This is a genomic window from Cryobacterium flavum (assembly GCF_900103805.1).
In the GTDB taxonomy this organism is placed as follows: Bacteria; Actinomycetota; Actinomycetes; order Actinomycetales; family Microbacteriaceae; genus Cryobacterium; species Cryobacterium flavum.
In genome coordinates, this window is record NZ_FNIB01000001.1 from 104,547 (window position 1) to 130,491 (window position 25,945).

A 25,945-nucleotide genomic window follows, 5' to 3' on the forward strand; every position below is an offset into this window, starting at 1 on the left:
CTGGCGCGCCCGGCGCGCGGTAGCCTCAAGGGTCGACTGCAAACATCCGTCGACTCGATTACGTTCGCTTTGAACGGCCCAGGAGGTTCCATGTCACTCACCACTCAGTCCCGCACGTTGCCGATGGCCATCATGATCTACCTCGAACGCAGCGCCAGCGCGAAGCCCGCCTCCGCTGGAGCAACCTTCACCGAAAATGCGGTCGTCATCGATGACGGCAAGACCTACATGGGCGAGACGGCCATCACCGCCTGGCTCGCCGGCGGCGCCGCCGAATTCGAGTACACGACCACCCAGCTGCGCACCGAGAAGGACGAGTCGTCGACGACCGTCGTCAACCGCGTCGAGGGCAACTTTCCGGGCCGCAGCGTCGACCTGAACTACCGCTTCGAGCTCGACGCCGAGAGCGGCCTGATCCAGGCCCTCACCATCTCGATCTAGCTTTTACCGGCCGCTGCAGCCAAGCCGGCCGCGAACCCCTCGGCATACCCTTCAGCGCGCGCTTCGGCTGTGCCGAGTCGGAACATGTCGGTGTCGCTCGGGCGCTGCAGCGCCCGAGCGCCAGCGGCGTCCAGCTCGCCGACCAGTCGTCCGAGTCCGCGCACGACGGCGACCGGGTTGCCGCTGGTCTTGCCCTTGACCAGATCGGCGGCGCCGGCGATCTCGTCGGCGATCGCCGCGACGGTGACGTCGAGGCGACGACCCGAGACATCCGCTGTGCCGCGCAGGTCGTCGAGCACGGCGAGCCCTGCCGCGCCAATGGCGATGTCGGTCTGGCCTTCCCGCCAGGGGCGCCCGGCGGTGTCCGTGATCAGCACGCCGAGGCGCAGCCCGGTGCGTTCGCGGAGGGCCGAGCAGATCGCCCGCGCCGACGCGTCCGGATCGACCGGCAACAGCAGCACCACACCCTCGGGTGCATTGCTCGTGTCGACGCCGGCCGCCGCCATGACGAGGCCCTGCCGGTTCTCGACGATGCGGGTGACCCCGCCCGGGTGCGCCCGCGATGCTACGACGCGCACGGTCTCGTCGGTAATCGCCTGTTCGCGGTCGGCGGCCTGAACGACGCGTCCCTCAGCTTTGGAGACAATCTTGCTGGTCACCGCCACAATGTCGCCGTCGGCGAGGCGGGACTGCGCGGCTTCAGCGATCAGGTCCGCGAGGTCGTCGCCGGCAGTGATCTCGCCGAAACCCCCGAGCGTGAATACTTTGAGACCGAACAGCTCCATGGCGCCCACTTCGGCGGCGGCAGCGTCGGGCAGCGAATCGTGCGGCATCTAGCGCACCAGTTTCGGCAGAACGGATGCGCCGAAGACGTCGATCCACTGTTTCTGGTTACGGCCAACGTTGTGCAGGTAGATACGGTCGAAACCGAGGTCGACGAACCTCTGAATGTATTTGCGGTGCTCGTCGGGGTCGGCCGAGATGATCATGCGACCCTCGAAGTCCTCCGGGCGCACGAGTTTGGCCAGCTGCTCGAACTCGAATGGCGAACGGATGTCGCTCTTCGGAAATCGCATGCCGCCGTTCGGCCACTCGTGCAGCGCATTGGCCATCGCCTCTTCGTCGGTCTCGGCCCAGCTCAGGTGCAGCTGCAGCACCCTGGGCATCGTCGAGGGGTCTTTTCCGGCCTCGCGCGCACCGTCGTCGAATTTGCCGAACAGCATCGAGATCTTCTCCAGCGGGGCGCCGACCGTGATCAGGCCGTCGGCCAGCCGACCGGCGCGCTTGGCGGTGACCGGGCCGGCGGTGGCGACCAGAATCTCGGGGGCAACCGGCGGCATGGTCCACAGCCGGGTCGACTCGAGCTTGAAGAACTGGCCGGCGTGCTTGACGTCCCGGCCGGCCAGTGAGCCGGCGAACAGTTTGGAGATGATCTCGATGGCCTCGAACATGCGGTTGATGCGCTCGGGGGCCTCGGGCCAGTAGCCGCCCACGATGTGTTCGTTCAGAGCTTCTCCACTGCCCAGTCCCAGCCAGTGTCGGCCGGGGTACATCGAGGCGAGCGTCGCCGAGGCCTGGGCGACCATGGCGGGGTGCCAGCGAAACGTCGGGGCGGTCACGCCGGGCCCGAAGTTGCCGGTGGTGCGCTCGGCGATCGAGGCGAGCACGCCCCAGACAAAGCTCGACTGCCCCTGCGCCGGAACCCAGGGCTGAAAGTGGTCGGCCGCCATCACACCGGTGAAACCGTGCTGCTCGGCGTACGCCGAGAGTGCGACCGCTTCGGCCGGTGGAAACTGCTCCAACATAGCCGCATAGCCAATTTGCAATTGGGTCACTGTGACCTTTCCGCGCTCAAGAATGTTGTACCCATTCAATCGCAACACGGCCGGGGTCGCTTCCGATACCGCCGCCTGGCATCCGCTTCAGGCTTATAGGCTTGACGAATGCGCATTGCCACCTGGAACGTCAACTCCGTTCGTGCCCGCTCCGGGCGAATCGTCGACTGGATGGAACGCGAGGACATCGACGTTCTCGCCATGCAGGAGATCAAGTGCAAGCCGGAGCAATTTCCGTCGCAGGCGTTCGAGGATGCCGGCTACGACCTGGCCATTCACGGCCTCAGCCAGTGGAACGGTGTGGCGTTCGCGAGCCGGGAACCGATGACGGATGTTGTCACCACCTTTCCGAATATGCCCGGCTTCCAGAAGGGGTCAGTTGGCCCTGACCAGCCGCTCGAGGCGCGCGCGCTCGGCGTGACCGTGACCGACCTGCGGCTGTGGAGCCTCTACGTGCCGAACGGTCGCGCGCTCGGCGACCCGCACTACGCCTACAAGCTGGCCTGGCTGAAGGCGCTCCAGACCCACACGGCCGAGGAACTCAGCCAGCACCCCGCGCTCGCGCTGGCCATGATGGGCGACTGGAACGTCGCGCCGCGCGACGAAGACATGGGCGACCCGAGCTTCGTGCCCGGGCTCTCGACCCACATCTCTGTGGCCGAGCGGGCCGCGTTTGACGCCTTCGAACGGGCAGGACTGACCGACGTCGTGCGGCCGATCGTGCCCGAAGGGTTCACCTTCTGGGACTACAAGCAGCTGCGTTTTCCGCGCAACGAGGGCATGCGCATCGACTTTATTCTCGGCTCCCCAGCCTTCGCCGATCTGGTGACGGATGCCAGCATCCACCGCAACGAACGCAAGGGCGACGCCCCGAGCGACCATGTGCCGGTGCTCGTCGACCTCGATCTCGGCGGCGATGACGACGACCGCCCGATGATTTTCTAAATGGCTCTCACACCCCCATCCGCGTCACCATCCGTCACCGTTTCCATCACCCGCACGGTCGATCCGGCGCGCTTCACCGAGGCGAGCGAGTGGGTGCAGTACGGCATCAACCTCGCCCACAAATACGCCGGGTTTCTCGGGTCGGGCTGGGTGCGGGGCAGCGAAGATTCCGCGACCTGGAACATGCTGTACCGCTTCTCCGACCCCGAGAGTCTTGAGGCCTGGGAGAATTCCGACGAGCGCACCGAGTGGCTCGAGGCCGGAACCGACCTGGTGCTCGACGCCCACGTGGAGAAACGCACCGGCATCGAGGGTTGGTTCGACGGCATGCAACCGGAGCCGGGAGAACCTGCCCTGGTGCCGCCGCCGCGCTGGAAGCAAGCGATCAGCATCTGGCTCGGCTTCTTTCCGGTCAACCTCGTCTTCACCCTGCTCGTGACCTGGTTCGTTCCCGGCTGGGGCGACCTCGCGACGGCGCTCAAGGTGCTGCTGACCACCCTCGTGCTCACGCCGCTGATGGCCTACTTCGTGCTGCCGTGGGTGACCCGGATGCTGCGTCCCTGGCTGCAGAAACAGCCCCGCTGACCAAGGCCAACACCAACACCAACGGCATCCGTCGGCGAGAAGCCGACGACGGATGCCGCCCAGGTGTGAAGCGCGAGGTGCGTTAGACGGACACCTTTTCGGGCGCCACGTACTTCGAGTGCGCCTGTTCGGCGGCCAGATCGAACTCGGCGTCGATCTCAGCGTTCGGCTTGTAGGTGAGCAGCGAAACGACGACGGCCACGATCAGGCTGGCGGCGAAGCCCGGCACGATCTCGTACATCACGCCGGCCAGGGGGGAATTTCCCCAGATGAACACGACGACAGCGCCGGTGACCATCGAGGCGAGCGTGCCCCAGGTCGAGAGCTTCTTCCAGAACAGGGAGAGGAGTACGACCGGTCCGAACGCGGCACCGAAGCCGGCCCAGGCAAAGCCGACCAGCGCGAGGATGGTCGTGTCGCGGTTCAAGGCGATGATGCCGGCGACGACTGCCACGAGCAAAACTCCGATACGGCCGAGCATCACCAGGTGCTTCGACGAGGCGTTCTTCTTGCCGACGATCTTGTAGAGGTCTTCGACCAGCGCCGAGGACGAGACGATCAGCTGCGAGGAAATGGTGCTCATGATAGCGGCGAGAACGGCTGCCAGGACCAGACCCGCGATGAACGGGTGGAACAGGGTCTGAGCCAGCATCAGGAAGACCGTTTCGGGGTCGGCCAGAGTCAGGTCCGGGTTCTGCTGGAAGTAGGCGATGCCGATGAGGGCCGTCGCGACGGCACCGAGGGCGGTGAGAATCATCCAGCCGATGCCGATGCGGCGACCCGCCGTGGCATCCTGCGGGGTGCGCATGGCCATGAAGCGCACGATGATGTGCGGCTGGCCGACGTAGCCGAGGCCCCAGGCTGCGGCGGAGATGATGCCGAGTGCGGTTCCACCGGCCGTGAGCGAGAGCAGGTCGGGGTTGAACTCACGAATGGAGTCCAGGGTGGCCGTGATTCCGCCGGTGGCGTTGAGGGCCACGACGGGAATCGCAATCAGCGCGACCAGCATGAGAATGCCCTGGGCGACGTCGGTGAGGGTGGCGCCGAGAAAACCGCCGAACAGTGTGTAGAGCAGGGTCACTCCGCCGACGATCAGCATGCCAGTGAGGAACGTCGAGCCGAAGGACGTCTCGAAGAACACGCCGCCGGCGACCATGCCGGAGGCCACGTAGAAGGTGAAGAACACCAGGATGATCACGCCGGAGACGATGCGCAGCAGGCGTGATGAGTCTTTGAGCCGGTTCTCGAAGAAGCTCGGGATGGTGATCGAGTTGTTTGACACGAAGGTGTAGGAACGGAGCCGCGGGGCCACGAACTTCCAGTTCAGCCAGGCGCCGATGGTCAGGCCGATGGCCATCCAGGCTTCGACCAGGCCACCCACGTAGATTGCTCCGGGAAGGCCAAGCAGAAGCCAGCCGGACATGTCGGAGGCTCCGGCGCTCAGGGCTGCTGTGCCCGGTTTGAGGCCTCGGCCGGCGAGCATATAGTCGTCAAGATCTTTCGTTTGCCGAAAGGCAAAGTACCCGATGGCGACCATGCCAACGAGGTATAAAACGATTGCGATTAACTGAAATGTTTGATCCGTCAATGGGATTCCTTTGTTGGGATGCCCGACGTACTGGACGTGATTACCCGAGGTGCCGGGCAAGCTCAAAGCTCCAGTCTCGCAGAAACACGGGCTTTTTACCATTGTTTGTCCCCCATTTACTCTTCCAGCTCGCGAGGGTGTGCGATCCTGAGTGGTCATGCACACAAATGACAGAGCTGTCGGCGTTGACCGCAAACTGACCAATTATGCCGACCGGGATTTCAGCAAATTCATTCGGCGGGCCTTTCTTGCCTCGGCCGGATTGGACCCCGAAGACCTCGACCGACCGGTCGTTGGCATCGTCAATACCTCCTCGGATTTCACGACCTGCCACCGGGATATGCCTCAGCTCATCGAGAGCGTGAAACGCGGAGTACTCGAGGCCGGCGGCCTGCCCTTCGTCTTTCCGGTCATGTCCATCGGTGAAATTCTGACCACCCCCACGAGCATGCTCTTTCGCAATCTCATGGCCATGGAACTCGAAGAGCAGCTCGGCAGCCAACCGATGGATTCGGTGGTTCTGCTGGGAGGCTGCGACAAGACCGTGCCGGCCGAACTCATGGCGGCAGCGTCTGCCGACATCCCGGCAATCTCGCTCGTCGTCGGCCCGATGTCCGTCGGAAGCTACAAGGGCGAACGGCTCGGCGCCTGCACCGACTGTCGCCGCCTGTGGTCGGAGTTCCGCGCCGGTACGATCGACGAGACCACCATCGGCGAGATCAACCAGGAACTCGCGCCGACCGCCGGTACCTGCATGGTGATGGGTACGGCCTCAACCATGGCCTGCGTCGTTGAAGCGATGGGAATGTCGCTCCCCTTCGCAGGCACCGCACCGGCCGTCTCCGCCCACCGGCTGCGGCTCGGCGTGCAGACCGGCCGTCGGGCCGTCGAGATCGCCGCCGCCGACCGCCGACCGTCGCAGATCATGACTGCGGGGGCATTCCACAACGCGGTGACCGTACTCGCTGCCATCTCCGGTTCGACGAACGCGATCATCCACCTGACCGCGATTGCCCGGCGGCTCGGCATTGAGCTCGACCTCGACGACTTTCACGAGATCGCGGCGCGCACTCCGCTGCTGGTGGACTGCAAACCGGCCGGCCAGAACTACCTGCCGGACATGCACCGCGACGGCGGGGTGCCCGCCCTGCTCAAAACCCTGTCCCCGCTGCTCGACCTCGATGTGCTGACCATCACCGGCCAGATCCTGGGCGAAGCCCTCGACGGAGCCGTTGCTCCCCAGGCCTGGCAGAGCACGGTGCACGCGCTCGACGATCCACTCGGACCGACCGGTGCGCTCGTGGCGTTGACCGGCTCCCTCGCGCCGGACGGCGCCGTGATCAAAGTGGCAGCGGCATCCGCTCACCTGCTGGTGCATGAGGGGATCGCTGCGGTGTTCGATTCCCTCGATGATGTGGAGGCGCGGCTGAACGATGAGAGTCTCGCGCTGACCCCGGATCACGTGCTGGTCATGCGCAACATCGGCCCGGTCGGGGCCGGCATGCCGGAAGCCGGATCGATTCCCATCCCCCGCTATCTGGCCCGGCAGGGCGTTCGCGACATGGTGCGCATCTCGGACGGGCGCATGAGCGGCACCGCCTATGGCACGATCGTGCTGCACTGTGCACCGGAGGCCGCGATCGGCGGGCCGCTCGCGTTGGTTCGTGACGGCGATCGGATTCGGCTCGACGTGCCCGGTCGCACAGTCGACCTGCTCGTGGACGACGAGGAGCTCGCCCGTCGGCGTGCCGACCTGCAGCTGCCGGCCCTGCCTGCGCGCGGCTGGAGTCGACTGCACGCGTCGACGGTTCTGCAGGCCCCAGAGGGTGCCGATCTGGCCTTCCTGCAATAGGTACTGTTGCGCTAGTTGTCAGGACGGGTCGAGCAACTGCGCCAAGTGGATGCCGCGGCGGTCGCTGAGATCCTGCAGCTGGGTTCGGCAGGAGAAGCCATCGGCGAGCATCACGGTCGCAGCCGCGGCGCCGCGCACCGCCGGAAGAAGTTGCTGTTCGGCCACGGCGATCGACACGTCGTAGTGGCCGCGCTCCACGCCGAAGTTGCCGGCCAGCCCACAGCATCCGCCCAGTTGGGTCAGTTCGGCGCCGGCCTGCTGCAGCAGCGCAGCGTCGGGGCTCCAGCCCATCACGGCGTGGTGGTGGCAGTGCGGTTGGGCCACGACGGTGGTGCCTTGAAGGTTCGGCGGCAGGTAGTCGGGGAGCGTCGCCAGAAATTCGGCGAGCGTATGGGTGGCCGCGGCCACCGGCTGCGCCGCCTCATGGCCGAGTAGTTCGAGGGCGTCGGAGCGGAGCACACCGGTGCAGGAGGGCTCGAGTCCGACGATCGGGATACCGGCGTGCGCGACCGCGGCGAGCTGGCCGACGGTTTTGCCGAGAATGGTGCGCGCCGCATCGAGCTGCCCGGTGGAGATCCAGGTGAGGCCGCAACACAGCGGCTGCTCGGGGATCTGCACGGTGCATCCGGCGGCTTCCAGCACCCGCACTGCGGCACGGCCCACCTCCGGCGTGAAATAGTTCGTGAAGGAATCCGCCCAGAGCAGTACCGGGCGCGCATTCTCGGCGCTAGGGCGCGGCTCGCGAGCCTGAAACCAGTCAGTGAAGGTCTGTTCGGCGAAGGTTGGGATCGAGCGACGGTGGTCGATGCCGGCCAGCCAAAGAGCCAGTCGGCTCAGCAGGGGCAGCCGCACCAGCCGGTTGAGCAGCTTCGGGGCGACGGAGGCCAGGCGAGCCCACCTTGGCAGCCAGCCCAGCGAGTAGTGGGTGATCGGGCGCAGCCGACCCTTGAAACTCTGGTGCAGCACCTCCGCCTTGTAGGCCGCCATGTCCACCCCGGTCGGACAATCCGAGGCGCAGCCCTTGCAGGACAGACACAGATCGAGGGCATCGTGCACTTCCGGTGAACGCCAGTTCGCGCCACCCTGGTTGATCATCTCCTGCAGCACCCGGGCCCGGCCCCGCGTGGAATCCTTCTCATCCCGGGTCGCCAGGTAGGAGGGGCACATCACGCTGTCGCCGGTGTTCTCGGCTCGACACAGGCCCACTCCGGTGCAGCGGTGCACGGCCTGGCTGAAGTCGCCCCCGTCAGAGGCATAGGACAGGGCCAGCCCGGTGCGCACCGACGGCGCGTGCGCCGAGCGGATGTCCGCATCCAGCGGGCGCGGATCCACGACGATCCCCGGGTTCAGCACGTTGTCCGGGTCCATGATGGCCTTCACCGAGCCGAACAGGGCGAGCGCGGCCTCGGAGTACATGATGGGTAGCAGCTCGCTCCGGGCCCGGCCGTCGCCGTGCTCGCCGGAGAGCGACCCGCCATAGCTGGCCACGAGCCGGGCCGCATCCGTCATGAACGCCCGGAATCGGGCCCGGCCGTCGGCGCGGCCGAAGGGAAAATCGAGGCGGACGTGCACGCAGCCATCGCCGAAGTGCCCGTAGGGAAACCCGACCAGGTCGTGCTCGCGCAGAAGCTCGTCGAAGTCGCGCAGGTAGGCGCCGAGGCGCTCCGGCGGAACGGCGGCGTCTTCCCAGCCGGAATGGGCCGGTGCCCCCACCGGCGACCGACCGGCCAGTCCGGCGCCGTCTTCCCGAATCTTCCACAGTTGGGCGGCCTGGCGCGGGTCGGTGATCACCCTCGCGTCCACCGCGGAATCGATCTGGCTCACGCGCAGGGCTCGGTCACTGACCTCCTGCGGGTCTCCGCCGGACACCTCGATGAACAGCCAGGCCGTGCCGGCCGGAAGGTCGGGAACGGCCTCTCGGCCTTTTCGGGTGCGCACGACATCGACGATGCGCGAGTCGAGCCCCTCGCAGGCGGTCGGCTGAAAGGGCAGCACGGCCATGACCGCGTCGCCGGCCGAACCGATGTCGGAGAAGCCGAGCACGACCATCCGCTTGTGAGCGGCGTCGGCGACCAGGCTGACGCCGGCTTCCAAGACGATCGCCAGGCTGCCCTCGCTGCCGACCAGCGCGCGCCGCAGGTCGAAATCGCGCTCGGGCAGCAGATGTTCGAGGGCATAGCCGGAGACCTGGCGGCCGAAACGGCCGAGTTCGGTGCGGATGGTGCCGAGTTCACCGCGCACGAGTTCGCGGAGGGCGTCGGTTTGGGGCGAGGCGGGGGTGCCGTCGCCCCCGAGAAAGAGCCGTTCGCCGGTTCCGGTCAGCACGTCAAGGTGGGTCACGTTGTCGGCGGTTCGGCCGTAGGCCAGGGTGCGCGAACCGCAGGCATTGTTGCCGATCATGCCGCCAATGGTGCAGCGGGTGTGCGTCGACGGGTCGGGGCCGAAGCGCAGACCGAGCTTGAGCGCCGCCTGCTGCAGGGTGGCGTGCACCGTTCCCGGCTGCACCACCGCCGTGCGGGCCTCGGCGTCAATCGACACGACCTGGTTCAGGTACCGGCTGAAATCCAGGATGACGCCGGCACCGATGGCGTTTCCGGCCACCGACGTGCCGGCGCCGCGCGAGGTGAGGGGAATGCCCCGGTCTAGGCAGAGCGCCAACGTCGTGGCCACGTCATCGACGTCGCGCGGCAGCACGACGGCCGACGGAACGACGCGGTAGAGCGAAGCGTCCGAGGAATACGCCGCCCTCGTCGTGTCGTCGTCGCGCACATGCCGCACCCCCCGGGAGCGCAGAGCGGTGGCCAGAGATTGCGGCTGTGCGACGACGGTGTGCATGGGTAGCAATGCTACCGGCGTCGTATTGTGCACAATGCGCTCCGAAAGTTCTTGCGCCCGAGTCTTTGACTCCCGCCTCAAATTGGATACAGTATCCAAATGAGCCTTTGCAACGATGCAATCCAACCGACACTCGCTCCGGCGCACGTTCCGGCACCCTGTGGCCGGAGCACGCGATGACCGGCACGACGAATGACTGGCTCGGCCTCGCCACCCAGCGCGTTCTCGTGGCGGGTGCCGGGGGAATCGGCACCGCCTGCGCTCTCGCCTTTCTGGAGGTTGGTGCCCAGGTTGTCGTGGCCGATCTCAGCCCAGAGCGTCTCGCCGAGCTGGATCCCCGCATCATCGGCGTACAGGCAGACCTGACGACCACGGCCGGGTGCGAGAGTGTGGTCGCCACGGTGGTGGAACGCCTCGGCGGCCTCGATGTGCTCGTGCACGCCGTGGGGATCAACCATCGGGTTCCCGTGCTCGACCTGAACGACGACGACTGGCAACGCATCCTCGACGTCAACCTCTCCAGCGCATTCCGTCTCGGCAAGGCTGCCGGCCGAATCATGATCGATGCCGGCTACGGGCGTCAGGTATTCTGCTCCTCGGTTTCGAGCACCCTCGCCCACGCCGACCACGCGCCGTACGCGGCGAGCAAGGGCGGCCTCAACCAACTCGTGCGGGTGATGGCGCGCGAATGGGCCGCCTCCGGCGTCACGGTCAACGCCATCGCGCCGGGTTACACCGAGACCAAGCTGACCCGCGCACACCTGGACCGGCCCGGAATGCGGGACCACTACATCGAGCTGGTGCCGGCCGGCCGGCTCGGCACCGTGGATGACCTCACCGGTTCCGTGCTCTTTCTGGCCTCACGCCAGGCGGCCTTCGTCACCGGTCAGGTGCTGTTCATCGACGGCGGGCGGACCCTTGTCTGATCGGGCCGTGATCGAACACGCACAGGGCGGGCGTCTTCCGCTGCTGTCCCCGTCCGACCTCGACCCCGCCGGGCGACGCCTCTACGACGAGATCATCGCTCCCCCGCGCGGCGACGGGCCGTTCCTCGTGGTCGACGATGACGGGCTGCTGGCCGGCCCGTTCAACGCGCTGCTGTACTCCCCCGCCCTGGGTCAGGCCGTTTCGGCCCTCGGTGCCTCGCTGCGTTTTGCCGGCACGCTCGAGAACCGCACCCGCGAACTGCTGGTGTGCTTGATCGCCGCCGTATATGGCTGTGAGTACGAGTGGTACGCCCACAGCCGAGTGGCGGCCACGGTCGGCATCACGCCGCTTGAATTGCGGGCGCTCGCCCAGGGGGTGACGCCCGAGACGGCCACCGAGGCGGAGGCATCCGCTCTCGCCTTCGCGCTGGCGCTCGTGCGAGACCGCGCCGTCGATGCGGCCACCCACGCTCGGGCGGAACAGCATCACGGCCACGCCGGCCTGGTCGAGATCACCATCTTGGCCGGGTATTACCAGCTGCTGGCCGGTCTATTGATCGCGTTCGACGTTCCCGCTCCGTCTGGCGTCACGGAGGTCTCCTCATGATCGACACCGATACCGGGTCGCCGCTCGGCGGCATCAAGGTCGCCGATTTCTCCCGGGTATTGGCCGGTCCGTTCGCCTCCATGATGCTCGCCGACTTTGGAGCCGACGTCATCAAGATCGAGCACCCGGCCGGGGACGACACCCGGGCCTGGGTTCCGCCGGTCGACGCGAACGGCATGGGCTCCTACTTTGCCAGCGTGAACCGCAACAAGAGATCCATCGTCTGCGACCTGCGCACCGAAGCCGGGTTGGCCGAAGCCCGCAGCATCGCCCTCGCCGCCGACGTGGTGATCGAGAATTTTCGTCCGGGCGTGATGGAAAAGTACGGACTCGACGATGCTTCGCTCCGACTGGAGCGACCGGATCTGGTCTACTGTTCGATCACCGGTTTCGGTACGGATGCCGGGGCTCACCTTCCCGGGTATGACCTGCTGGTGCAGGCCGTCGGTGGTCTCATGAGTGTGACCGGATCCCCCGATTCCGAGCCCAGCAAGGTGGGCGTCGCGCTCGTCGATGTGATCACCGGCCAAAACGCCGTCGTGGGAATCCTCGCCTCACTGCGGGTGCGCGATCGCACCGGGCAGGGGCAACGCGTGGAGGTGAACCTGCTCTCCTCGCTGCTGGCCGGCATGGTCAACCAGTCGTCGAGCACGCTCGCCACCGGAACGGCGCCGCGCCGAATGGGAAACGCACACCCGAGCATTGCGCCCTACGAAACCTTCAGCACCCAGGATGGCCCGATCGCCGTAGCGGTCGGCACCGACAAACAATTCGTCAACCTGGTGCGCGTACTCGGTCTGCCCGAGCTGGCCGACGACGACCGTTTCGGCAGCAATACCGAGCGTCTGGCCCACCGGGCTGCGCTCAAGGAACTGCTCGAGGAGCGCTTGCAGCATCGGCCTGCCGCAGAGTGGTCGGCCGCTCTGCTCTTGGCCGGAGTACCGGCCGGCAAGGTGAACTCGATTCTCGAAGCGCTCGAGCTTGCCACGACGCTCGGCCTTGCTCCCGTCGTGGACGTGACAGACGGCTCCCGTACCAGTCGGCAGATCGCTAACCCGATTCGCCTCTCCCAGACCCCCGCGCGCTATCTGCGACCGCCACCGTTGCTCGGCGAACACGCCGGAGCCACGTTCAACACCACAGCACTGAATACCACAGCAACCACCACGACCAGAAGGACAGCCCATGCTTGACACCTCAGATCTCATCGGCATTGAATCCCTGCTCACCGACACGGAGATCGCCCTGCGCGGAGAAGTTCGTTCCTTCGTCGACTCGACGATCAAACCAAACATTGCGAATTGGTACGAGAAGGCGATTTTTCCGCTCGAAATTGTGCCGGAAATGGCCAAGCTCGGTCTTCTCGGCATGCACCTCAAGGGCTACGGCTGCCCCGGGCGCACGTCGGTGGAGTATGGCCTCGCGGCGATGGAACTGGAGGCAGGCGATTCCGGGCTGCGCACCTTCGTGAGCGTGCAGGGCTCCCTCGCCATGAGCGCGATTCACAAGCACGGCTCCGAGGAGCAGAAGAACGAGTGGCTGCCCCGCATGGCCGCCGGTGAGATCATCGGCTGCTTCGGCCTGACCGAGCCGACGGCCGGGTCTGACCCGGGAAGCATGACCACCTTCGCCCATCGTGATGGCTCCGACTGGGTGCTGAACGGCACGAAACGGTGGATCGGACTCGCCTCGGTGGCCCAGGTGGCCATCATTTGGGCGATGACCGGAGACGGTATCCGCGGGTTCATCGTGCCCACCGACACTCCCGGCTTCGTCGCGACCCCGATCGAGCCGAAGCTGTCGATGCGGGCGTCGATCCAGTGCGAAATCCAGCTCACCGACCTGCGACTGCCGGAGTCAGCGATGCTGCCGAAGGCTCGCGGTCTGCGCGGACCATTCGAGTGCCTCAACGAGGCGCGCTACGGCATCATCTGGGGCGCGATGGGCGCTGCCCGAGACAGCTACCTGACCGTTCTCGACTTCTCTCGCGAGCGGATGCAGTTCGGCAAGCCGCTCGCCGGCTACCAGCTGACCCAGCAGAAACTCGTCAACATGGCACTCGAAATCAACAAGGGAACCCTGCTGGCCCTGCAGATCGGGCGGCTCAAGGACCTCGGAACGCTGTCGACCCACCAAATCTCGGTGGGCAAGTTGAACAACTGCCGGGAGGCCATCGAAGTCTGCCGGGAAGCGCGGGCCATGCTCGGCGGGAACGGCATCACCCTGGACTATTCCCCGATGCGCCACGCGAACAACCTGGAAAGCGTGCGCACCTATGAAGGTACCGATGAGGTGCACACCCTCATTCTCGGGCAGCACATCACCGGCATCGCGGCCTTCCGCTGAGTAAGTGTGAGTGAGGGGTGGGTTAGAGTCATGACCGTGACACGACTAACTCCCCCCTCGGTGACCGGCCCCCGGCCATCGACGGCCCCGGAATTCGTCCTCAAGGAGCTGCGGCGGCTGATCGTCGTCGGCGAGCTGGTTCCCGACCAGCCGCTTCGCCAGGACACGCTCGCCGAACGCCTCGGGGTGAGCCGGGTGCCGGTTCGCGAGGCACTGAACACGCTGGCAGCCGAGGGTCGGGTGGTGCACGAGCCGCACCGTGGCTACCGGGTGGCGCGGTTGTCGTTGGGCGACCTGCTGGAGGTCTACCGACTTCGGCAGCTGCTCGAGACCGAAGCCGTGCGCACGACCATGGCCAATCCGCCGGCCGGCGTGCTGAGCGATTTTCGCGACGCTGCCCGCGCGGTCGAAATCGCCAGCGACGGTGGCGACCTCCTGGCGATGACCGAAGCCAATCGACGGTTTCACTTCGTGCTGGTGGCGGCAGCCGGGCTGCCGCGGCTGGAACGTATTGTCGGAGCCCTGTGGGACTCGACCGAGGCCTACCGGCTGCTGTACTACGAAACCCCCAGCAACCGGGAGCGCGTGGAGAGTGAACACTCGCAAATGGTGGAGGCTTTCGCCGCCGGCGACACCGACCGGCTGATCCAGCTCCTGGACGATCACCGGCGACACGCCACGAACGCGCTCCGTGCCCTGCTGACTTAGAGCACCAAACTCGTCCAAACTATAGCCGGTAGGATTTTACTATGGCACGAGACGACGCACCGGAACGCACAACGCACGCTGACAAGGTCTACGCCCTCTTGTTCGGCCAGTTGATGAACGGCACGTTCGATCCGGGTGCCGCGCTGAACATTCCCACGCTGTCGCGCAAGTTCGAGGTGAGCCAGACTCCGATCCGCGAGGCGCTCGCCCGTCTCGAACACACCGGGCTCGTGCATCGCGAAGCTCTTCGGGGCTACTTCGTGGCACCGCTGTTCAGCGAAGTCGAGCTGGATAAGCTGATGGAAGCCCGGCTCGTGCTCGAGCCGGCCCTGGCTCTGGAGGCTGGCCGGCGGGTGACGCCGGAGTTCCTTGCGAAACTCCTGGTGCCGATCGATGACCTGCTGCGCCTCTCGGAGTCCCAGGTGGTGCGTTCCTTTCGGGAGTACTGGTCGGCTGACGAGGATTTTCACTCTCTCATCGCCGAGCAGTCGGCGAACCCCTTTCTCGAGGGGGCCTATCGGTCCCTCGGCGGTCAGGTGCAGCGCTTTCGCCTGTTCGTGAAACTCGGTTCAGCGGATGCCCGGTTCGCTGCTGCAGAACACCGGCAGATCTACGATGCTTTCGTGGCGCGTGCGCCCGAAGCCGCTGCCGACCTGATGCGCCACCACATCGAGAGCGCCCGGTTGCGCGCTCTCAGTGATCGCAAAACCATCCTCGCGAACGAATAGCGGCGATTCGCCGGGTCAGACGACGCGAAAGCTCAGCTCGCCGATTCCGTCGACACCACCACGAACCTCGTTGCCGGCCACGATGGCGCCCACTCCGGCCGGAGTGCCGGTGAAGATCAGATCGCCCGGCCGGAGGGTGACGAAGCGCGACAGCGACGCGACCACTTCCGGAACGGACCAGATCTGGTCGGCGAGATCGCCGTGCTGGCGACTGTCGCCATCCACGCTCAGCCACACGGTTCCGGCAGCCGGATGGCCGATTCGGGCTGCTGCCACAAGCGGGGTGCAGGGGCCTGAGAAGTCGAACCCCTTGGAGAGATCCCACGGCCGCTTCAGCGCCTTGGCCTCGTCCTGGAGGTCGCGGCGCGTCAGGTCGATCCCGGCGCCGTAGCCCCAGACGTGGCTGAGGGCATCCGCTACCGTGATATCGCTGCCGCCGGCGCCGATCGCCACGACGAGTTCCATCTCGTAGTGCAGATTGGCGGTCTGCGGCGGGTAGGGCACCTTGTGCGGGGCGATCCCGAACTCCGGAACACCCTCGTCGACGGCGAACACGGCATCGGCCGGCTTGGCGAAGAAGAAGGGGGGCTCCCGATCGGGGTCGTTACCCAGTTCGCGCGCGTGATCGGCATAGTTGCGCCCCACGCAGAACACCCGGCGCAGGTAGTAGCGATCATCCGAGTCGATGATCGGAAGGCTGGGCGCGGTCGGCGGCGAGGAGACGGCAGACAGTGGATTGATCGGGTGCATTATTTCACTATAGTATGCTCTCAGTAAGCAAACTATAGGCGGGATCGAATCAATGAAGACTCACGTCATCGTCGCCGGAGCGGGCATCGTCGGACTTTCCACCGCGTACGAGCTCACGCGCCGAGGCCACCGCGTGACCGTGCTGGAGAAGGAACGCGGCGTTGCGGCGCACCAGACCGGCAACAATTCCGGCGTCATCCACTCCGGCCTGTACTACACCCCCGGAAGCCTGAAGGCGACGCTGGGCCAGGCCGGGGCCATTTCAATGGAGCGCTTCGCGAAAGACAACGGAGTCGCCATTGATATCTGCGGAAAACTCGTTGTCGCCACGAGTTCGTCTCAGATACCAGCGTTGGAACGACTCTACGAACGCGGCCAGGCCAACGGAGTGGGCTGCAGCATCGTCAGCGCGTCCGAGGCGCGCGAGGTTGAGCCTCACGTCAACGCCGTGGCCGCGTTGAAGGTGCCATCCACCGGCATCGTGGACTATCGCGGCGTGTGCGCCGCACTGCGTCGGCTGATCGAGCAGGGCGGCGGTGAAGTTCTCTTCGACCAGAAGATCGTCGGCGTGACGACCCATCCGGACGTGGTGACGGTCACCACGAAAGTGGCGGAATATCGCGCCGACGAGTTCGTGAACTGCGCCGGGCTGCACAGCGACCGGGTCGCCAGTCTGGCCGGCCTGAAACCCGACGTGCGGATCATTCCGTTTCGGGGCGAATACTTTGAGCTCACGCCCGAGTCGACGCACCTGGTGAACGGCCTCATCTATCCGGTGCCGAACCCGGCGTTTCCGTTCCTCGGAGTGCACCTGACCAAAATGGTCAAGGGGGGCGTTCACGCCGGACCCAATGCCGTCTTCGCCCTCGCCCGCGAAGGCTATACCTGGCTTCAGATCAACCCCCGGGATACCTGGGAAAGCGCCAGATGGCCAGGTTTGTGGAAGTTGGGCAAGAAGTTCTGGCGAAACGGACTCGATGAGGTCGCCCGTTCCCTGTCGCAGAAGCGCTTTCTGGCAAGCCTGCGCGAGCTCGTTCCCGCACTGGCCGACGACAGTCTGGTGCCCACCCACGCCGGAGTACGCGCTCAGGCCATGCGACGAGACGGCAGCCTGGTCGACGATTTCTACTTTGAACGCGCCCCCCGGCAAATTCACGTGCTGAATGCGCCATCCCCCGCCGCGACGGCCGGGCTGGAAATCGGCCGGGCTGTTGCCGATGAATTGGCAGCCCTACGATGACCGAGCCGACGCGCGTGGTGCTGCCGCGCATTCTGGTTCCGGCCGCCCTGCCGGCGCGGGATCGCGGCAACGGCGCATCCACTGTTGCTCTCGTCACCAAAGCGATTGGCGCAGACACTTTTCTCAATGGCCTGACGACCTTCGAACCTGGGGCAGCGATCGGCCACCACAGCCACAACTGTATCGAGAGCGTGGTCGTCGTTCAGGGTGAAGCAGTCGTGAACATCGACGGCGTTGAAACACGGTTGTCGACCTTCGACACCACCTTTGTTCCCGCCGATATTCCGCATCACTTTCGCAATGCGTCGCTGGTCAACCCCATGCGCATCCTCTGGACCTACGGGTCAGCCGATGCGACCCGCACGATGGTGGACACCGGTGTCACGGGCCGAATCGACGGCGAAGACCACGGTTAGCCCCTTCCCGTTGAACGGCGCTAGGCGCGCGCGTCGCCGAATCTGCGGTCGACGAAAGCGTGATGGGCGATGCCGAGGTGGGCAGCCATGAGCGCGGCCGCCACCTCGGGGTGCTGTTTCAGGATGGCGACGGCGAGATCACGGTGAAACGCCACGCTGCGGGCGATATCCTCGTCGGAGTAGTAATAGAAGGTACCCAGCGACAGGGACGACGCCGTGAGCGTACGCACGATCTGAACCAGTCGGGGGGCTCTGGCCGCCGCCAGAATGAGATCGTGGAACTCCTGGTTATTCGTCAGGAGTTCCGCGCGATAGCTCGGCGACCGCGCTTCAATGATCGCCTCCATCGCCCGCACCGATTCAAACAACGCATCGGCTTCATCGTCCGAGCGGATGAGCGCGGCCAGCCCCGCCGCTTTGGACTCCAAATTTTGTCGCAGGTCAAAGACTTCGTCGATGTCCGAGCGGGTCAGCTGCGCCACGAAAGCACCCCGATGGGGTTCCGTGATGACCAGACTTTCCTCGGTCAACCGGCGCAAGGCCGCACGCACGGGAGAACGGCTGACGCCGAGCTCAGCGGTGAGAACGGACTCGAGCAGGTGCTGGCCTGGTGGATAGGCACCCGACACGATGCGGCCCCGCACCACCGCGTAAACGCTGTCGTCTGCACCTGCCATTGTTCTTCCCGTTCTCAGTTGACTCGGCTGCTGTACAGCAGCTGTAGCTTAGCGTCAGTGTTCTCGCGACATTTTCGCCCGGGGGTCATGGTGCGACAAACGTTCCAGCAGGTAATCAACCTCGGCCTTGGTTGTTTCTGTCATTCGGCCGGACGGTGACCGTTGGGCTGCGGAAGCGAGAACACCACGGCGCGCGAAGACGTACTTGCGAACCGCCAGACCGATTCCCGGCTGCTGCTCGTAACGAATAAGCGGCAGGTGGGCGTCGAACAGGTCGTGGGCCGCGTCGCGGTTCCCCGCAGCGGCCAACGCTACCGTGTCGACGAGCATTTCCGGAAAGCAATAGCCGGTCATGGCGCCGTCGGCACCACGTTCCGTTTCGAAGTCCAGAAAGAGGCCGCCATTGCCGCAGAGGATCGACAGCCGAGGCATGCTGCCGTCAGCTTCATAGCCGCGCAGGGTGGTGATCTTCTCGAGCCCCGGCCAATCCTCGTGCTTGAGCATGAGGGCGTTGTCGTTCTCGAGGGCAATCCGTCGAATCACCTGGGGCGTCATCACCACCGAGAAGGTCAGCGGGTAATCCTGGATAACGAACGGTGTTTCGGCGCCGATGGCCGCACTGGCACCCGCGTAGTAACCCACGATTTGATCGTCGGTGCGCAGCGAAACGGGTGGGGCAATCATGACGCCCGCCGCTCCGGCATCCATCACGGCCGCCGTTAGGGCCTGCATCGCCGCAAAGCCCGGTGCGGACGCTCCGACGATGATGGGAAAGGTCGTGCGTTCCACGAACCGCGTGGCGATCCGCACGGCTTCCTCGGCCGAGAGCTTCGGTGCTTCGCCGAGCTGTCCCAGAACGGTCAGCCCATCGACACCAGACTCGTTGTAGAACTCGATCAGGCGGTCGAGCGAGACGTAGTCCACCGCCCCGTCCTCGAGGAAGGGGGTGGGGGCGATGGCGTAGACCCCGGCGGTAGAACGCGAAAATGCTCCCGCCTTCGCCATCGTGCTAGCCGTGTGCGCAGTCATCCGCTCAGACACTGGCGATCAATCCTCCATCAATACGAATGGTCGACCCGGTGATGTAGGAAGCCGCCTCGCTGGCCAGGAACGCGACCGTTTTGCCGTACTCATCGGGGGTGCCGTAGCGGCCGAGCGGAATAGCGGCTTCGCTCTCGGCGGTCACGTCGGCCACCGCACGATTCTCGCGTGTCGCCTTCGCTTCGTCGAGAAAGGCGATGCGGCCAGTAAGGATGCGGCCGGGCAGCACGGTGTTCGCGGTGATGCCATCGCCACCGACTTCGCGTGCCAGGGTCTTTGACCACCCGACCAGGGTCGACCGCAGGGCATTCGACAATCCCAGATTCGGGATGGGGGCGATCACTCCCGAACTCGTGCTCGTGATGATGCGACCCCACTGTCGTTCGCGCATTCCGGGAAGCACTCGATCGGTCAGTGCGATCACCGGAAGGACCATCGATTGGAAGTAGCTGGTCCACTCTGCGGCGGGTACTCCGCTGACCGGCGTTGGTTTGGGTCCGCCGGTCATATTGATGAGGATGTCGATTCCGCCCAGGCGCTGTTCAATCAGGCTGACCTGTCGGTCCATCTCGACCAGATCGGCGAGGTCCCAGGCGAAGGCTTCGGCTCGGCCTCCGGCGTCGGTGATGGCGCTGACGGTGGCAGCGGCCCCCGCCAGGGTTCTGCTGGCGACAGCGACAGAAACTCCCTCGGCGGCCAGGGCGCGGGCGATGGCTCCTCCCAGGCCACCGCCGGCACCCAGCACGAGTGCCGTTTTCGTTCCGATTCCTAGGTCCATGGTGATCCTTTCGTTGACGTGCCGGCGGTCAGTTCTCGTTGCGCGCGAGCGTGGATTCGAGCAGCCAAGCTACCGCTGAGTCAATGTGATCTGCCGTGCCCGAAGGTGCCGGGCTTTCGCGCAGGGAACGAATCGTCTGCTCGTAACGCCCTGACGTGCCGGCGAGTACCGTTCCCGGCAGGCCGATGTCATTCAGCTGGGCGATGGCCCGATGAACCTCGTGGGATCGCCGCTCGGCGTGCACCACGTGCGTGCGCACGATGGCGTTGAGAAATTGCGTGAATCCGGCCTGGTTGATGTCGTCGAGAACCAGGTACAGCTCGTCCCGAACACCCTGGCTCTCGGCCGCGATCAGGCATTCCACTCCGAGGGCTTCCAGCCCCTTGGTGAGCACCGTGCGCAAAAGCTTCAACGTCATGGCATCGCCCGGTTCACCATCGGCGAGTGCACGGGCCGGGGCCTGAACCGTCGCGAAATCGGCCAGCGCGGTTTCCGCTCGAGGCCCGGCGAGCAGGATCGGGGTCTGCAACCCGGTGAGTGCGATGGCGCCCATGATCGCGGCGTCGACATACGCGACGTTCCTGGCGGACATCCGCTGGCCCATTTCTTTCTTGCCCGCGGTGGTCGCGGTACTCAGATCGACGTAGACCGTGTCGGCACGAAGAAAAGGCAGGGCGGCTTCGGCCGCGCTGTCTGCGACATCGCCGGGCACGCAGGCCCAGACCCGATCTACCTCGCCGAGCCACTCGCCAATGGTTTCCTTCAACTCGACGTCGAGGTGCCGGGCGCATTCCCGGGCTTGCGATGAGGGGAACGAATCGCACAGCACCACGTCGAATGCCGCTGCCGCGGCGGCAGCATAGAGCCGTCCGACCTCGCCACAACCGATGATGGCCAGCTTCATTGGGTTCCTGTCCATCGAATTGATTGGGTTCACACTAACTGCATTGATCCCGACTGTACGAAATTTAGACAATCCTGTCAATGTTGAGGAATTACATGCCGATAATTCGGGTTTGTTGACGTAGATGGTACGACGAATGTATAAATGTACAGAGGGATGATCACATTCCCAAGCCCGCTCGAACCAATGAAGTTTGGAGCACACAGCTCATGACCATCCGCTCTCGTTCAATCCCGCAACGACGCACAGTACGCATTGCCATTGCCGCTCTCGCGGTACCGGCCCTCTTTCTCACCGCCTGCAGTGACGGCGGCGGCGCGGCCGGCGGCTCCACCGCCCTGTCCATTGCGGCCGGGGGCACCGGCGGTGTGTACTACCCGCTGGGTGGCGGTATCGCCACAATGATCGGCAACGACATCGAAGGGTACAGCGCCACCGTCCAGGAAACGAACGCATCCGTCGACAATCTGCTTCTGATCCAGACAGGCGCGGCCGACTTGGCCCTCGTGGTGGGCGATGTGGTCTCCGATGCCGTGGATGGTGTCGGTTCCTTCGCGGACAATCCTGCCGACATCTGCTCGCTCGGTAACCTCTACAACAACTACATGCAGCTGGTCACCTCGTCCGGCACCGGCATTGAAAGCGTTGAAGACATGAAGGGCTTGCGCGTCTCCGTCGGATCCCCGTCCTCGGCCACCGAAGTCGGCGCCGTCCGCATTCTCGAAGCCGCCGGCATCAACGTAGAGACCGACATCGACCGCCGCCAGCTCGGCGCCGCCGAGACCGCCGACGCACTGCGCGACGGCACGATTGACGCCGGCTTCTGGTCTGGCGGCCTCCCCACCGGTGCGCTGGTCGACTATGCCAGCACCGGCGACATGGTGCTGGTGAACTTCGGCGAATACGCCGATGCTCTCGCCACCGAATTCGGTGCCTACTACGTCGAACAGGACATCCCGGCCAACACTTACGAGGGCCAGACCGAAGCCGTGTCGGTGATCGTCTCGCCGAACCTGCTGGTCGCCAGCAATGACATGGACGAGACCCTGCAGGAGCAGATCACGGCAGCCATCTTCGACAATAAGGAAGCCCTGATTCAGGTGCATCCGGCAGCCGAGGAACTGGACGCCGCGACGGCCGGTAACGTTCCCTACATCACCACCTGCGCGGGCGCCCAGACGTACTTCGACCAGGCCAGCTAAACCGCGATGCGCAAGCCAGCCGTTGCCATCGCGGCGGCGCTCGTCACGCTCACCGTCGGCGCTTTCGGCCTCGTCACCGCCTTCGGGCCGGTCGGCGCCAGCGCCGACGGGGGCGGCGAACGGATGATCGTGGTCCGTGACCAGGACGGCGACGTGCTGGCCAGCCTTCCGCTGAACGGAGACTCGTTCTCCGTCAGCTATCGCAATTCGATCTACCAGACCATGGCTGAGGAACGCTACGTCGTTGCCGCCGACGGAAAATACGAACTGGTCGAAATAGCGGCCGATCAGCTGGCCGTGATCGAAGAGTATTACGCCGTGCCCGACGCTCCGCGCCGCGCATCGCCCGGCGACCGACGCGCCTATGTCGTCGAGCCGGACCCCAGGCATCCGGCCGTGTTCGAGGCACTCTCGATCGCGGCAACCGACCTCGGCGAACGAACCATTCACATTCCCGGGTCGTCGCCCTACGCACTCTGGCAGCTTGTCGACGATGCCGCCCCCTACCTAGTACTTGAGATCGAGGAGACACCATGACCCAGGAAACGGGCGGCAGCGCAGCCGTCAACACCAAATCACCGCCGAGCGCACCGGGCGGCACCGCATCGGACCTGCTCGACGAGGCCGATCCCAAAATCGATGAGGAAGCGCTACTCGCGGAGTTCGATGCTGAAATACCCGCCCGAAAGCTCAGCGGTGTTCCCCAGCTCGTGGTCAAGATCATGGGGGTCGCTCTTTCCCTGTTCGGTCTGTACTGGGTTTTCAACCCGATGGCCTCGCAGTTCTACCTCCCCGCATTCCTGATGCTCGCCCTGTCGGCCACCTTTCTCGCCTACCGTGGTTGGGGCAGCAAGAACAAGGCCAAGGCCCCGGGCGCGAAAGACAACCCCCGCGTCGCGGACTGGTTACTCGCCGTGGTCGCGGTTGTGCCCTTTGCGTACATCATCTCCGACTGGGACGCATTCTTTCGTCGGGCGATCATTCCCACCGACCTCGACGTCATCATGGGCACGCTCGCCATTCTGGTGACTCTCGAAGCCGCGCGCCGCACCGTGGGTCTGATGATCCCCATTGCCGTCATTGTCTTCTTCGCCTACGCCCACTGGGGTTCCTATATTCCGGGCGTGTTCGGCACCTCATCGTTCGACTGGTCCCGCCTCGTCGGTCACAACATTATGGGCACCCAGGGATTGTTCGGCGTTCCCACCAATGTGGCGGCCACCTTCGTGATTCTGTTCACCCTGTACGGCGCCGTCCTGACCGGTTCCGGGGCGAGCAAATTTTTCATCGATCTCTCGTTCGCAGCCTTCGGACGATCCGCTGCAGGCCCTGGTCGCACTGTCACCCTGGCCGGCTTCCTGCTCGGCACAGTTTCCGGTTCCGGCGTTGCCACCACGGTGACCCTCGGTGGAATCTCCTGGCCACTGCTGCGCCGTGCCGGCTACCCGCGCGAGCACGGCGGCGCCCTACTCGCGGCTGCCGGTATCGGCGCGATCATGGCTCCGCCGATGATGGGTGCTGCGGCCTTCATCATCGCTGCTCTGCTCGGCGTCTCTTACCTGCAGGTGCTGATCTGGGCCATCATTCCGACGATCCTGTACTACTTCGGACTCATCCTCTCCATTGAAATGGACTCGCGCCGCTTCAAGACGACCGACGTGAAGATGGAGGTGAAGCCGATCGGCAAGCTCCTGCTGCGGTTCGGCTACCACTTCAGTTCGCTCGCTGCGATCGTGGTGTTCATGTCGTTCGGGATGACGCCGTTCCGCGCCGTTGTCTACGCCACGGTGCTTGCCCTCGTGCTGAGCTTCTTTGATCGCTCGTCGTGGATGACGCCACGTCGAATCTGGGACGCCTTGGCCACGGGAGCCGCCGGCGCCATGTCGATCATCCCCGTGATGGCCGCGGCCGGCCTCATCGTCGGCGTGCTCACTCTCACCGGCCTCGGGCTGAAGCTGGCGGGCATCATCGTGTCCGCCGCCGGCGGCAACCTGCTGCTGACGGCCATCCTCTCCGCTGTCGCGGTCACCCTGCTCGGCCTGGCCGTTCCGGTCACGGCGAGCTTCATCATCTCCTGGGTCATCATCGGTCCGGCCCTGCAGGACGTCGGTGTGCCGGCATTCGCCGCGGCCATGTTCATCTTCTACTACTCGGTGCTCAGCGAGGTGTCCCCGCCGACGGCGCTGTCGCCGTTCGCAGCATCCGCTATTACCGGTGGCAAACCCATCACGACGATGTGGCTGACCTGGAAGTACACCCTCACGGCCTTCCTGGTGCCATTCGTATTCGTGCTGTCCGAGGCCGGGATCGGCCTGCTCCTGCAGGGTGGGGTCTGGTCAATCGTGCTGGCGACTGTGACTTCCCTGCTGGCTGTCGCCGCTCTCGCTGTCGCAACCGGCGGCTGGCTCTGGGGCCCGGCGAAGTTGCCGGAGCGGCTCCTGATCGGTGGCGGTGCCTTGCCGCTCGTCACCCTGTCCCTCCTCCCCATGGCCATCGGGGTCGGCATGATCGTGCTGGGAATCGTCGTGCACCTGATCGGGCGTCGGCGTCGGGCCGCCGAGACAGCCGAACCGGCAGTCTCACACAGCACCACGGCCTGATCCGCAGGGTGACCAAGCGTGTTGGTCGCCCCCCGCTTCACCCTGTAGACCACATTTCGCGCTACGTGAAAGGCTGCCCATGCGTCTCTGTACTGTTCGTGAAGGTTCGTTTGAAATCGCCGCCGTCATCCTTCCTGACCGCGGAGTAGCGCTGATTCGCGATCTCCTGCCGGGCTTCACGGGCGACGTGCTTGAGGTCCTGACTGCGGGCACAGCAGATGCGATCGAGGCGGCAGCTCTCGCCGCTGACGCTTCGGTCTTTCGCCCGACGGATTCCGTGGCGTTCGGTGCGCCGTATCGGCATCCCCGCATGTTGTGGGGCATCGGATTGAACTATATGGAACATGCGTCGGATCTCGCCGAGGGCGTACCGGACGAGCCGGCCTCGTTCATCAAGGGCGACCACACCATCATCGGTCCGGGCGAGAACATCCCGATCCCCTGGCAAAGCATCCGCACCACCGCTGAGGCCGAACTGGGCATCGTGATCGGACGATACTGCCGCAACGTAGAACCGGACGATGCGTTGGGCTATGTGGCCGGCGTGGTTCCGCTCCTCGACCAGACGGCCGAAGATATCCTGCAGAGAAATCCCCGGTTTCTGACGCGGTCGAAGAACTTTCCCGGGTTCTTCTCCTTCGGGCCGAGCATCGTTCCGTTGTCAGAAGTGTTTGAGTCCTACGATTCTTTGGCCGACGTCACGGTGTCAACGGTCATCAACGGTGCCGTTCATCGCAGTAACACCGTTTCAAACATGCGCTACGACCCGGCTTTCCTCATCAGCTTTCACAGCAAGGTCATGCCGCTCTATCCCGGCGATATCATTTCGACCGGAACGCCCGGTGCGGTGCAGGTTCGGCCGGGGGATGTCGCGGAGTGTCGCATCCCGGGGATCGGTGTTCTGCAGAATCCCGTTGTGGACCAGTCGCGCTAAAGCGCAG

General features: G+C 65.2%; 25 protein-coding genes. 16 read left to right on the forward strand and 9 right to left on the reverse strand.

Going from position 1 to position 25,945, the window contains the following annotated elements; genetic code table 11:
• Positions 1-90 precede the first annotated feature (90 nt).
• Positions 91-441 carry a hypothetical protein gene (locus tag BLS91_RS00465; RefSeq protein WP_092338171.1) on the forward strand — a complete coding sequence of 117 codons (351 nt, stop codon included), beginning with the start codon at positions 91-93 and terminating at the stop codon, positions 439-441.
• Here BLS91_RS00465 and BLS91_RS00470 read toward each other — a convergent pair.
• Together BLS91_RS00470 and BLS91_RS00475 are read right to left on the reverse strand one after the other, a co-directional pair.
• Positions 438-1,226 (reverse strand): coenzyme F420-0:L-glutamate ligase, encoded by a 789-nt coding sequence (locus BLS91_RS00470; RefSeq protein ID WP_092338764.1) that lies wholly within the window; start codon positions 1,224-1,226, stop codon positions 438-440. The two genes, BLS91_RS00465 and BLS91_RS00470, sit on opposite strands and share 4 nt — an antisense overlap.
• A gap of 48 nt (positions 1,227-1,274) precedes the next feature.
• Positions 1,275-2,276 (reverse strand): TIGR03557 family F420-dependent LLM class oxidoreductase, encoded by a 1,002-nt coding sequence (locus BLS91_RS00475; protein WP_092338173.1) that lies wholly within the window; start codon positions 2,274-2,276, stop codon positions 1,275-1,277.
• A 108-nt stretch (positions 2,277-2,384) separates the two neighbouring features.
• On the opposite strand from BLS91_RS00475, the gene BLS91_RS00480 reads away from it, so the two are divergent.
• Together BLS91_RS00480 and BLS91_RS00485 are read left to right on the forward strand one after the other, a co-directional pair.
• Positions 2,385-3,221, forward strand: a complete 837-nt coding sequence (locus BLS91_RS00480; protein WP_092338175.1) for an exodeoxyribonuclease III — start codon at positions 2,385-2,387, stop codon at positions 3,219-3,221.
• Complete coding sequence (locus tag BLS91_RS00485; RefSeq protein ID WP_092338177.1) at positions 3,222-3,806, forward strand: antibiotic biosynthesis monooxygenase; 585 nt, start codon at positions 3,222-3,224, stop codon at positions 3,804-3,806.
• 82 nt (positions 3,807-3,888) lie between these two features.
• Here the strand turns inward: BLS91_RS00485 and putP are convergent, their stop codons facing one another.
• Positions 3,889-5,394, reverse strand: a complete 1,506-nt coding sequence (putP, locus tag BLS91_RS00490) for a sodium/proline symporter PutP (protein ID WP_092338179.1) — start codon at positions 5,392-5,394, stop codon at positions 3,889-3,891.
• 157 nt (positions 5,395-5,551) lie between these two features.
• Between putP and BLS91_RS00495 the strand changes: the two genes are divergently transcribed.
• Entirely contained in the window at positions 5,552-7,246 is a 1,695-nt protein-coding gene (locus BLS91_RS00495) for a dihydroxy-acid dehydratase (protein ID WP_092338181.1), read from the forward strand.
• 18 nt (positions 7,247-7,264) lie between these two features.
• On the opposite strand, the gene BLS91_RS00500 is transcribed toward BLS91_RS00495, so the two are convergent.
• A complete protein-coding gene (locus BLS91_RS00500; RefSeq protein WP_092338183.1) occupies positions 7,265-10,081 on the reverse strand; it encodes an FAD-binding and (Fe-S)-binding domain-containing protein in 2,817 nt (938 codons plus the stop codon).
• Positions 10,082-10,257: 176 nt separating this feature from the next.
• On the opposite strand from BLS91_RS00500, the gene BLS91_RS00505 reads away from it, so the two are divergent.
• Genes BLS91_RS00505 through BLS91_RS00530 form a run of 6 tightly spaced genes read left to right on the forward strand, consistent with a single transcriptional unit; the run spans position 10,258 to position 15,396 of the window.
• On the forward strand, positions 10,258-11,007 hold the full coding sequence (locus BLS91_RS00505; RefSeq protein ID WP_092338185.1) for an SDR family NAD(P)-dependent oxidoreductase: 750 nt from the start codon (positions 10,258-10,260) through the stop codon (positions 11,005-11,007).
• A 7-nt stretch (positions 11,008-11,014) separates the two neighbouring features.
• Positions 11,015-11,614, forward strand: coding sequence for a carboxymuconolactone decarboxylase family protein (locus tag BLS91_RS00510; RefSeq protein ID WP_233206205.1), 600 nt, complete (start codon positions 11,015-11,017; stop codon positions 11,612-11,614).
• Positions 11,611-12,807 carry a CaiB/BaiF CoA transferase family protein gene (locus BLS91_RS00515; RefSeq protein WP_092338189.1) on the forward strand — a complete coding sequence of 399 codons (1,197 nt, stop codon included), beginning with the start codon at positions 11,611-11,613 and terminating at the stop codon, positions 12,805-12,807. The genes BLS91_RS00510 and BLS91_RS00515 overlap by 4 nt, the downstream gene beginning before the upstream one ends.
• A complete protein-coding gene (locus tag BLS91_RS00520) occupies positions 12,800-13,960 on the forward strand; it encodes an acyl-CoA dehydrogenase family protein (RefSeq protein WP_092338191.1) in 1,161 nt (386 codons plus the stop codon). The genes BLS91_RS00515 and BLS91_RS00520 overlap by 8 nt, the downstream gene beginning before the upstream one ends.
• Before the next feature lie 30 nt (positions 13,961-13,990).
• Positions 13,991-14,668, forward strand: a complete 678-nt coding sequence (locus tag BLS91_RS00525; RefSeq protein ID WP_092338193.1) for a GntR family transcriptional regulator — start codon at positions 13,991-13,993, stop codon at positions 14,666-14,668.
• 41 nt (positions 14,669-14,709) lie between these two features.
• Entirely contained in the window at positions 14,710-15,396 is a 687-nt protein-coding gene (locus tag BLS91_RS00530; protein WP_092338195.1) for a GntR family transcriptional regulator, read from the forward strand.
• A 15-nt stretch (positions 15,397-15,411) separates the two neighbouring features.
• Here the strand turns inward: BLS91_RS00530 and BLS91_RS00535 are convergent, their stop codons facing one another.
• Entirely contained in the window at positions 15,412-16,146 is a 735-nt protein-coding gene (locus tag BLS91_RS00535) for a fumarylacetoacetate hydrolase family protein (protein WP_092338197.1), read from the reverse strand.
• A 52-nt stretch (positions 16,147-16,198) separates the two neighbouring features.
• Between BLS91_RS00535 and lhgO the strand changes: the two genes are divergently transcribed.
• Together lhgO and BLS91_RS00545 are read left to right on the forward strand one after the other, a co-directional pair.
• Positions 16,199-17,386, forward strand: coding sequence for an L-2-hydroxyglutarate oxidase (gene lhgO, locus BLS91_RS00540; RefSeq protein ID WP_092338199.1), 1,188 nt, complete (start codon positions 16,199-16,201; stop codon positions 17,384-17,386).
• Positions 17,383-17,802, forward strand: a complete 420-nt coding sequence (locus BLS91_RS00545) for a cupin domain-containing protein (protein ID WP_092338201.1) — start codon at positions 17,383-17,385, stop codon at positions 17,800-17,802. Before lhgO ends, BLS91_RS00545 begins: the two co-directional genes overlap by 4 nt.
• A 20-nt stretch (positions 17,803-17,822) precedes the next feature.
• Here BLS91_RS00545 and BLS91_RS00550 read toward each other — a convergent pair whose 3' ends face one another.
• From BLS91_RS00550 to BLS91_RS00565, 4 genes are read right to left on the reverse strand one after another with little or no spacing between them, the layout of a single operon-like run.
• Entirely contained in the window at positions 17,823-18,479 is a 657-nt protein-coding gene (locus BLS91_RS00550; protein ID WP_092338203.1) for a GntR family transcriptional regulator, read from the reverse strand.
• Between the two features lie 54 nt (positions 18,480-18,533).
• A complete protein-coding gene (locus tag BLS91_RS00555; protein ID WP_198412758.1) occupies positions 18,534-19,508 on the reverse strand; it encodes a dihydrodipicolinate synthase family protein in 975 nt (324 codons plus the stop codon).
• A 4-nt stretch (positions 19,509-19,512) separates the two neighbouring features.
• Positions 19,513-20,298 carry an SDR family oxidoreductase gene (locus tag BLS91_RS00560; protein WP_092338205.1) on the reverse strand — a complete coding sequence of 262 codons (786 nt, stop codon included), beginning with the start codon at positions 20,296-20,298 and terminating at the stop codon, positions 19,513-19,515.
• Positions 20,299-20,326: 28 nt separating this feature from the next.
• Positions 20,327-21,217, reverse strand: a complete 891-nt coding sequence (locus tag BLS91_RS00565) for an NAD(P)-dependent oxidoreductase (RefSeq protein WP_198412759.1) — start codon at positions 21,215-21,217, stop codon at positions 20,327-20,329.
• 194 nt (positions 21,218-21,411) lie between these two features.
• Between BLS91_RS00565 and BLS91_RS00570 the strand changes: the two genes are divergently transcribed.
• From BLS91_RS00570 to BLS91_RS00585, 4 genes are all read left to right on the forward strand, one after another.
• A complete protein-coding gene (locus BLS91_RS00570; RefSeq protein ID WP_092338209.1) occupies positions 21,412-22,404 on the forward strand; it encodes a TAXI family TRAP transporter solute-binding subunit in 993 nt (330 codons plus the stop codon).
• Between the two features lie 6 nt (positions 22,405-22,410).
• The gene (locus BLS91_RS00575; RefSeq protein WP_092338211.1) at positions 22,411-22,941 is read left to right on the forward strand and encodes a hypothetical protein; all 531 of its coding nucleotides are present in this window, start codon (positions 22,411-22,413) and stop codon (positions 22,939-22,941) included.
• Positions 22,938-25,004, forward strand: a complete 2,067-nt coding sequence (locus BLS91_RS00580) for a TRAP transporter permease (protein WP_092338213.1) — start codon at positions 22,938-22,940, stop codon at positions 25,002-25,004. The genes BLS91_RS00575 and BLS91_RS00580 overlap by 4 nt, the downstream gene beginning before the upstream one ends.
• Positions 25,005-25,083: 79 nt before the next feature.
• The gene (locus tag BLS91_RS00585; RefSeq protein ID WP_092338215.1) at positions 25,084-25,938 is read left to right on the forward strand and encodes a fumarylacetoacetate hydrolase family protein; all 855 of its coding nucleotides are present in this window, start codon (positions 25,084-25,086) and stop codon (positions 25,936-25,938) included.
• Positions 25,939-25,945: the final 7 nt, after the last annotated feature.

Coding starts and splice junctions, on each gene's coding strand:
- BLS91_RS00520 (WP_092338191.1), top strand. CDS start 12,800: ATGCTTGACACCTCAGATCTCATCGGCATTGAATCCCTGCTCACCGAC.
- BLS91_RS00545 (WP_092338201.1), top strand. CDS start 17,383: ATGACCGAGCCGACGCGCGTGGTGCTGCCGCGCATTCTGGTTCCGGCC.
- BLS91_RS00500 (WP_092338183.1), bottom strand. CDS start 10,081: ATGCACACCGTCGTCGCACAGCCGCAATCTCTGGCCACCGCTCTGCGC.
- BLS91_RS00570 (WP_092338209.1), top strand. CDS start 21,412: ATGACCATCCGCTCTCGTTCAATCCCGCAACGACGCACAGTACGCATT.
- BLS91_RS00515 (WP_092338189.1), top strand. CDS start 11,611: ATGATCGACACCGATACCGGGTCGCCGCTCGGCGGCATCAAGGTCGCC.
- BLS91_RS00525 (WP_092338193.1), top strand. CDS start 13,991: ATGACCGTGACACGACTAACTCCCCCCTCGGTGACCGGCCCCCGGCCA.
- BLS91_RS00495 (WP_092338181.1), top strand. CDS start 5,552: ATGCACACAAATGACAGAGCTGTCGGCGTTGACCGCAAACTGACCAAT.
- lhgO (WP_092338199.1), top strand. CDS start 16,199: ATGAAGACTCACGTCATCGTCGCCGGAGCGGGCATCGTCGGACTTTCC.
- BLS91_RS00585 (WP_092338215.1), top strand. CDS start 25,084: ATGCGTCTCTGTACTGTTCGTGAAGGTTCGTTTGAAATCGCCGCCGTC.
- BLS91_RS00550 (WP_092338203.1), bottom strand. CDS start 18,479: ATGGCAGGTGCAGACGACAGCGTTTACGCGGTGGTGCGGGGCCGCATC.
- BLS91_RS00575 (WP_092338211.1), top strand. CDS start 22,411: ATGCGCAAGCCAGCCGTTGCCATCGCGGCGGCGCTCGTCACGCTCACC.
- BLS91_RS00580 (WP_092338213.1), top strand. CDS start 22,938: ATGACCCAGGAAACGGGCGGCAGCGCAGCCGTCAACACCAAATCACCG.
- BLS91_RS00480 (WP_092338175.1), top strand. CDS start 2,385: ATGCGCATTGCCACCTGGAACGTCAACTCCGTTCGTGCCCGCTCCGGG.
- BLS91_RS00470 (WP_092338764.1), bottom strand. CDS start 1,226: ATGGAGCTGTTCGGTCTCAAAGTATTCACGCTCGGGGGTTTCGGCGAG.
- BLS91_RS00560 (WP_092338205.1), bottom strand. CDS start 20,298: ATGGACCTAGGAATCGGAACGAAAACGGCACTCGTGCTGGGTGCCGGC.
- BLS91_RS00485 (WP_092338177.1), top strand. CDS start 3,222: ATGGCTCTCACACCCCCATCCGCGTCACCATCCGTCACCGTTTCCATC.
- BLS91_RS00505 (WP_092338185.1), top strand. CDS start 10,258: ATGACCGGCACGACGAATGACTGGCTCGGCCTCGCCACCCAGCGCGTT.
- BLS91_RS00555 (WP_198412758.1), bottom strand. CDS start 19,508: ATGACTGCGCACACGGCTAGCACGATGGCGAAGGCGGGAGCATTTTCG.
- BLS91_RS00530 (WP_092338195.1), top strand. CDS start 14,710: ATGGCACGAGACGACGCACCGGAACGCACAACGCACGCTGACAAGGTC.
- BLS91_RS00465 (WP_092338171.1), top strand. CDS start 91: ATGTCACTCACCACTCAGTCCCGCACGTTGCCGATGGCCATCATGATC.
- BLS91_RS00535 (WP_092338197.1), bottom strand. CDS start 16,146: ATGCACCCGATCAATCCACTGTCTGCCGTCTCCTCGCCGCCGACCGCG.
- BLS91_RS00565 (WP_198412759.1), bottom strand. CDS start 21,217: ATGGACAGGAACCCAATGAAGCTGGCCATCATCGGTTGTGGCGAGGTC.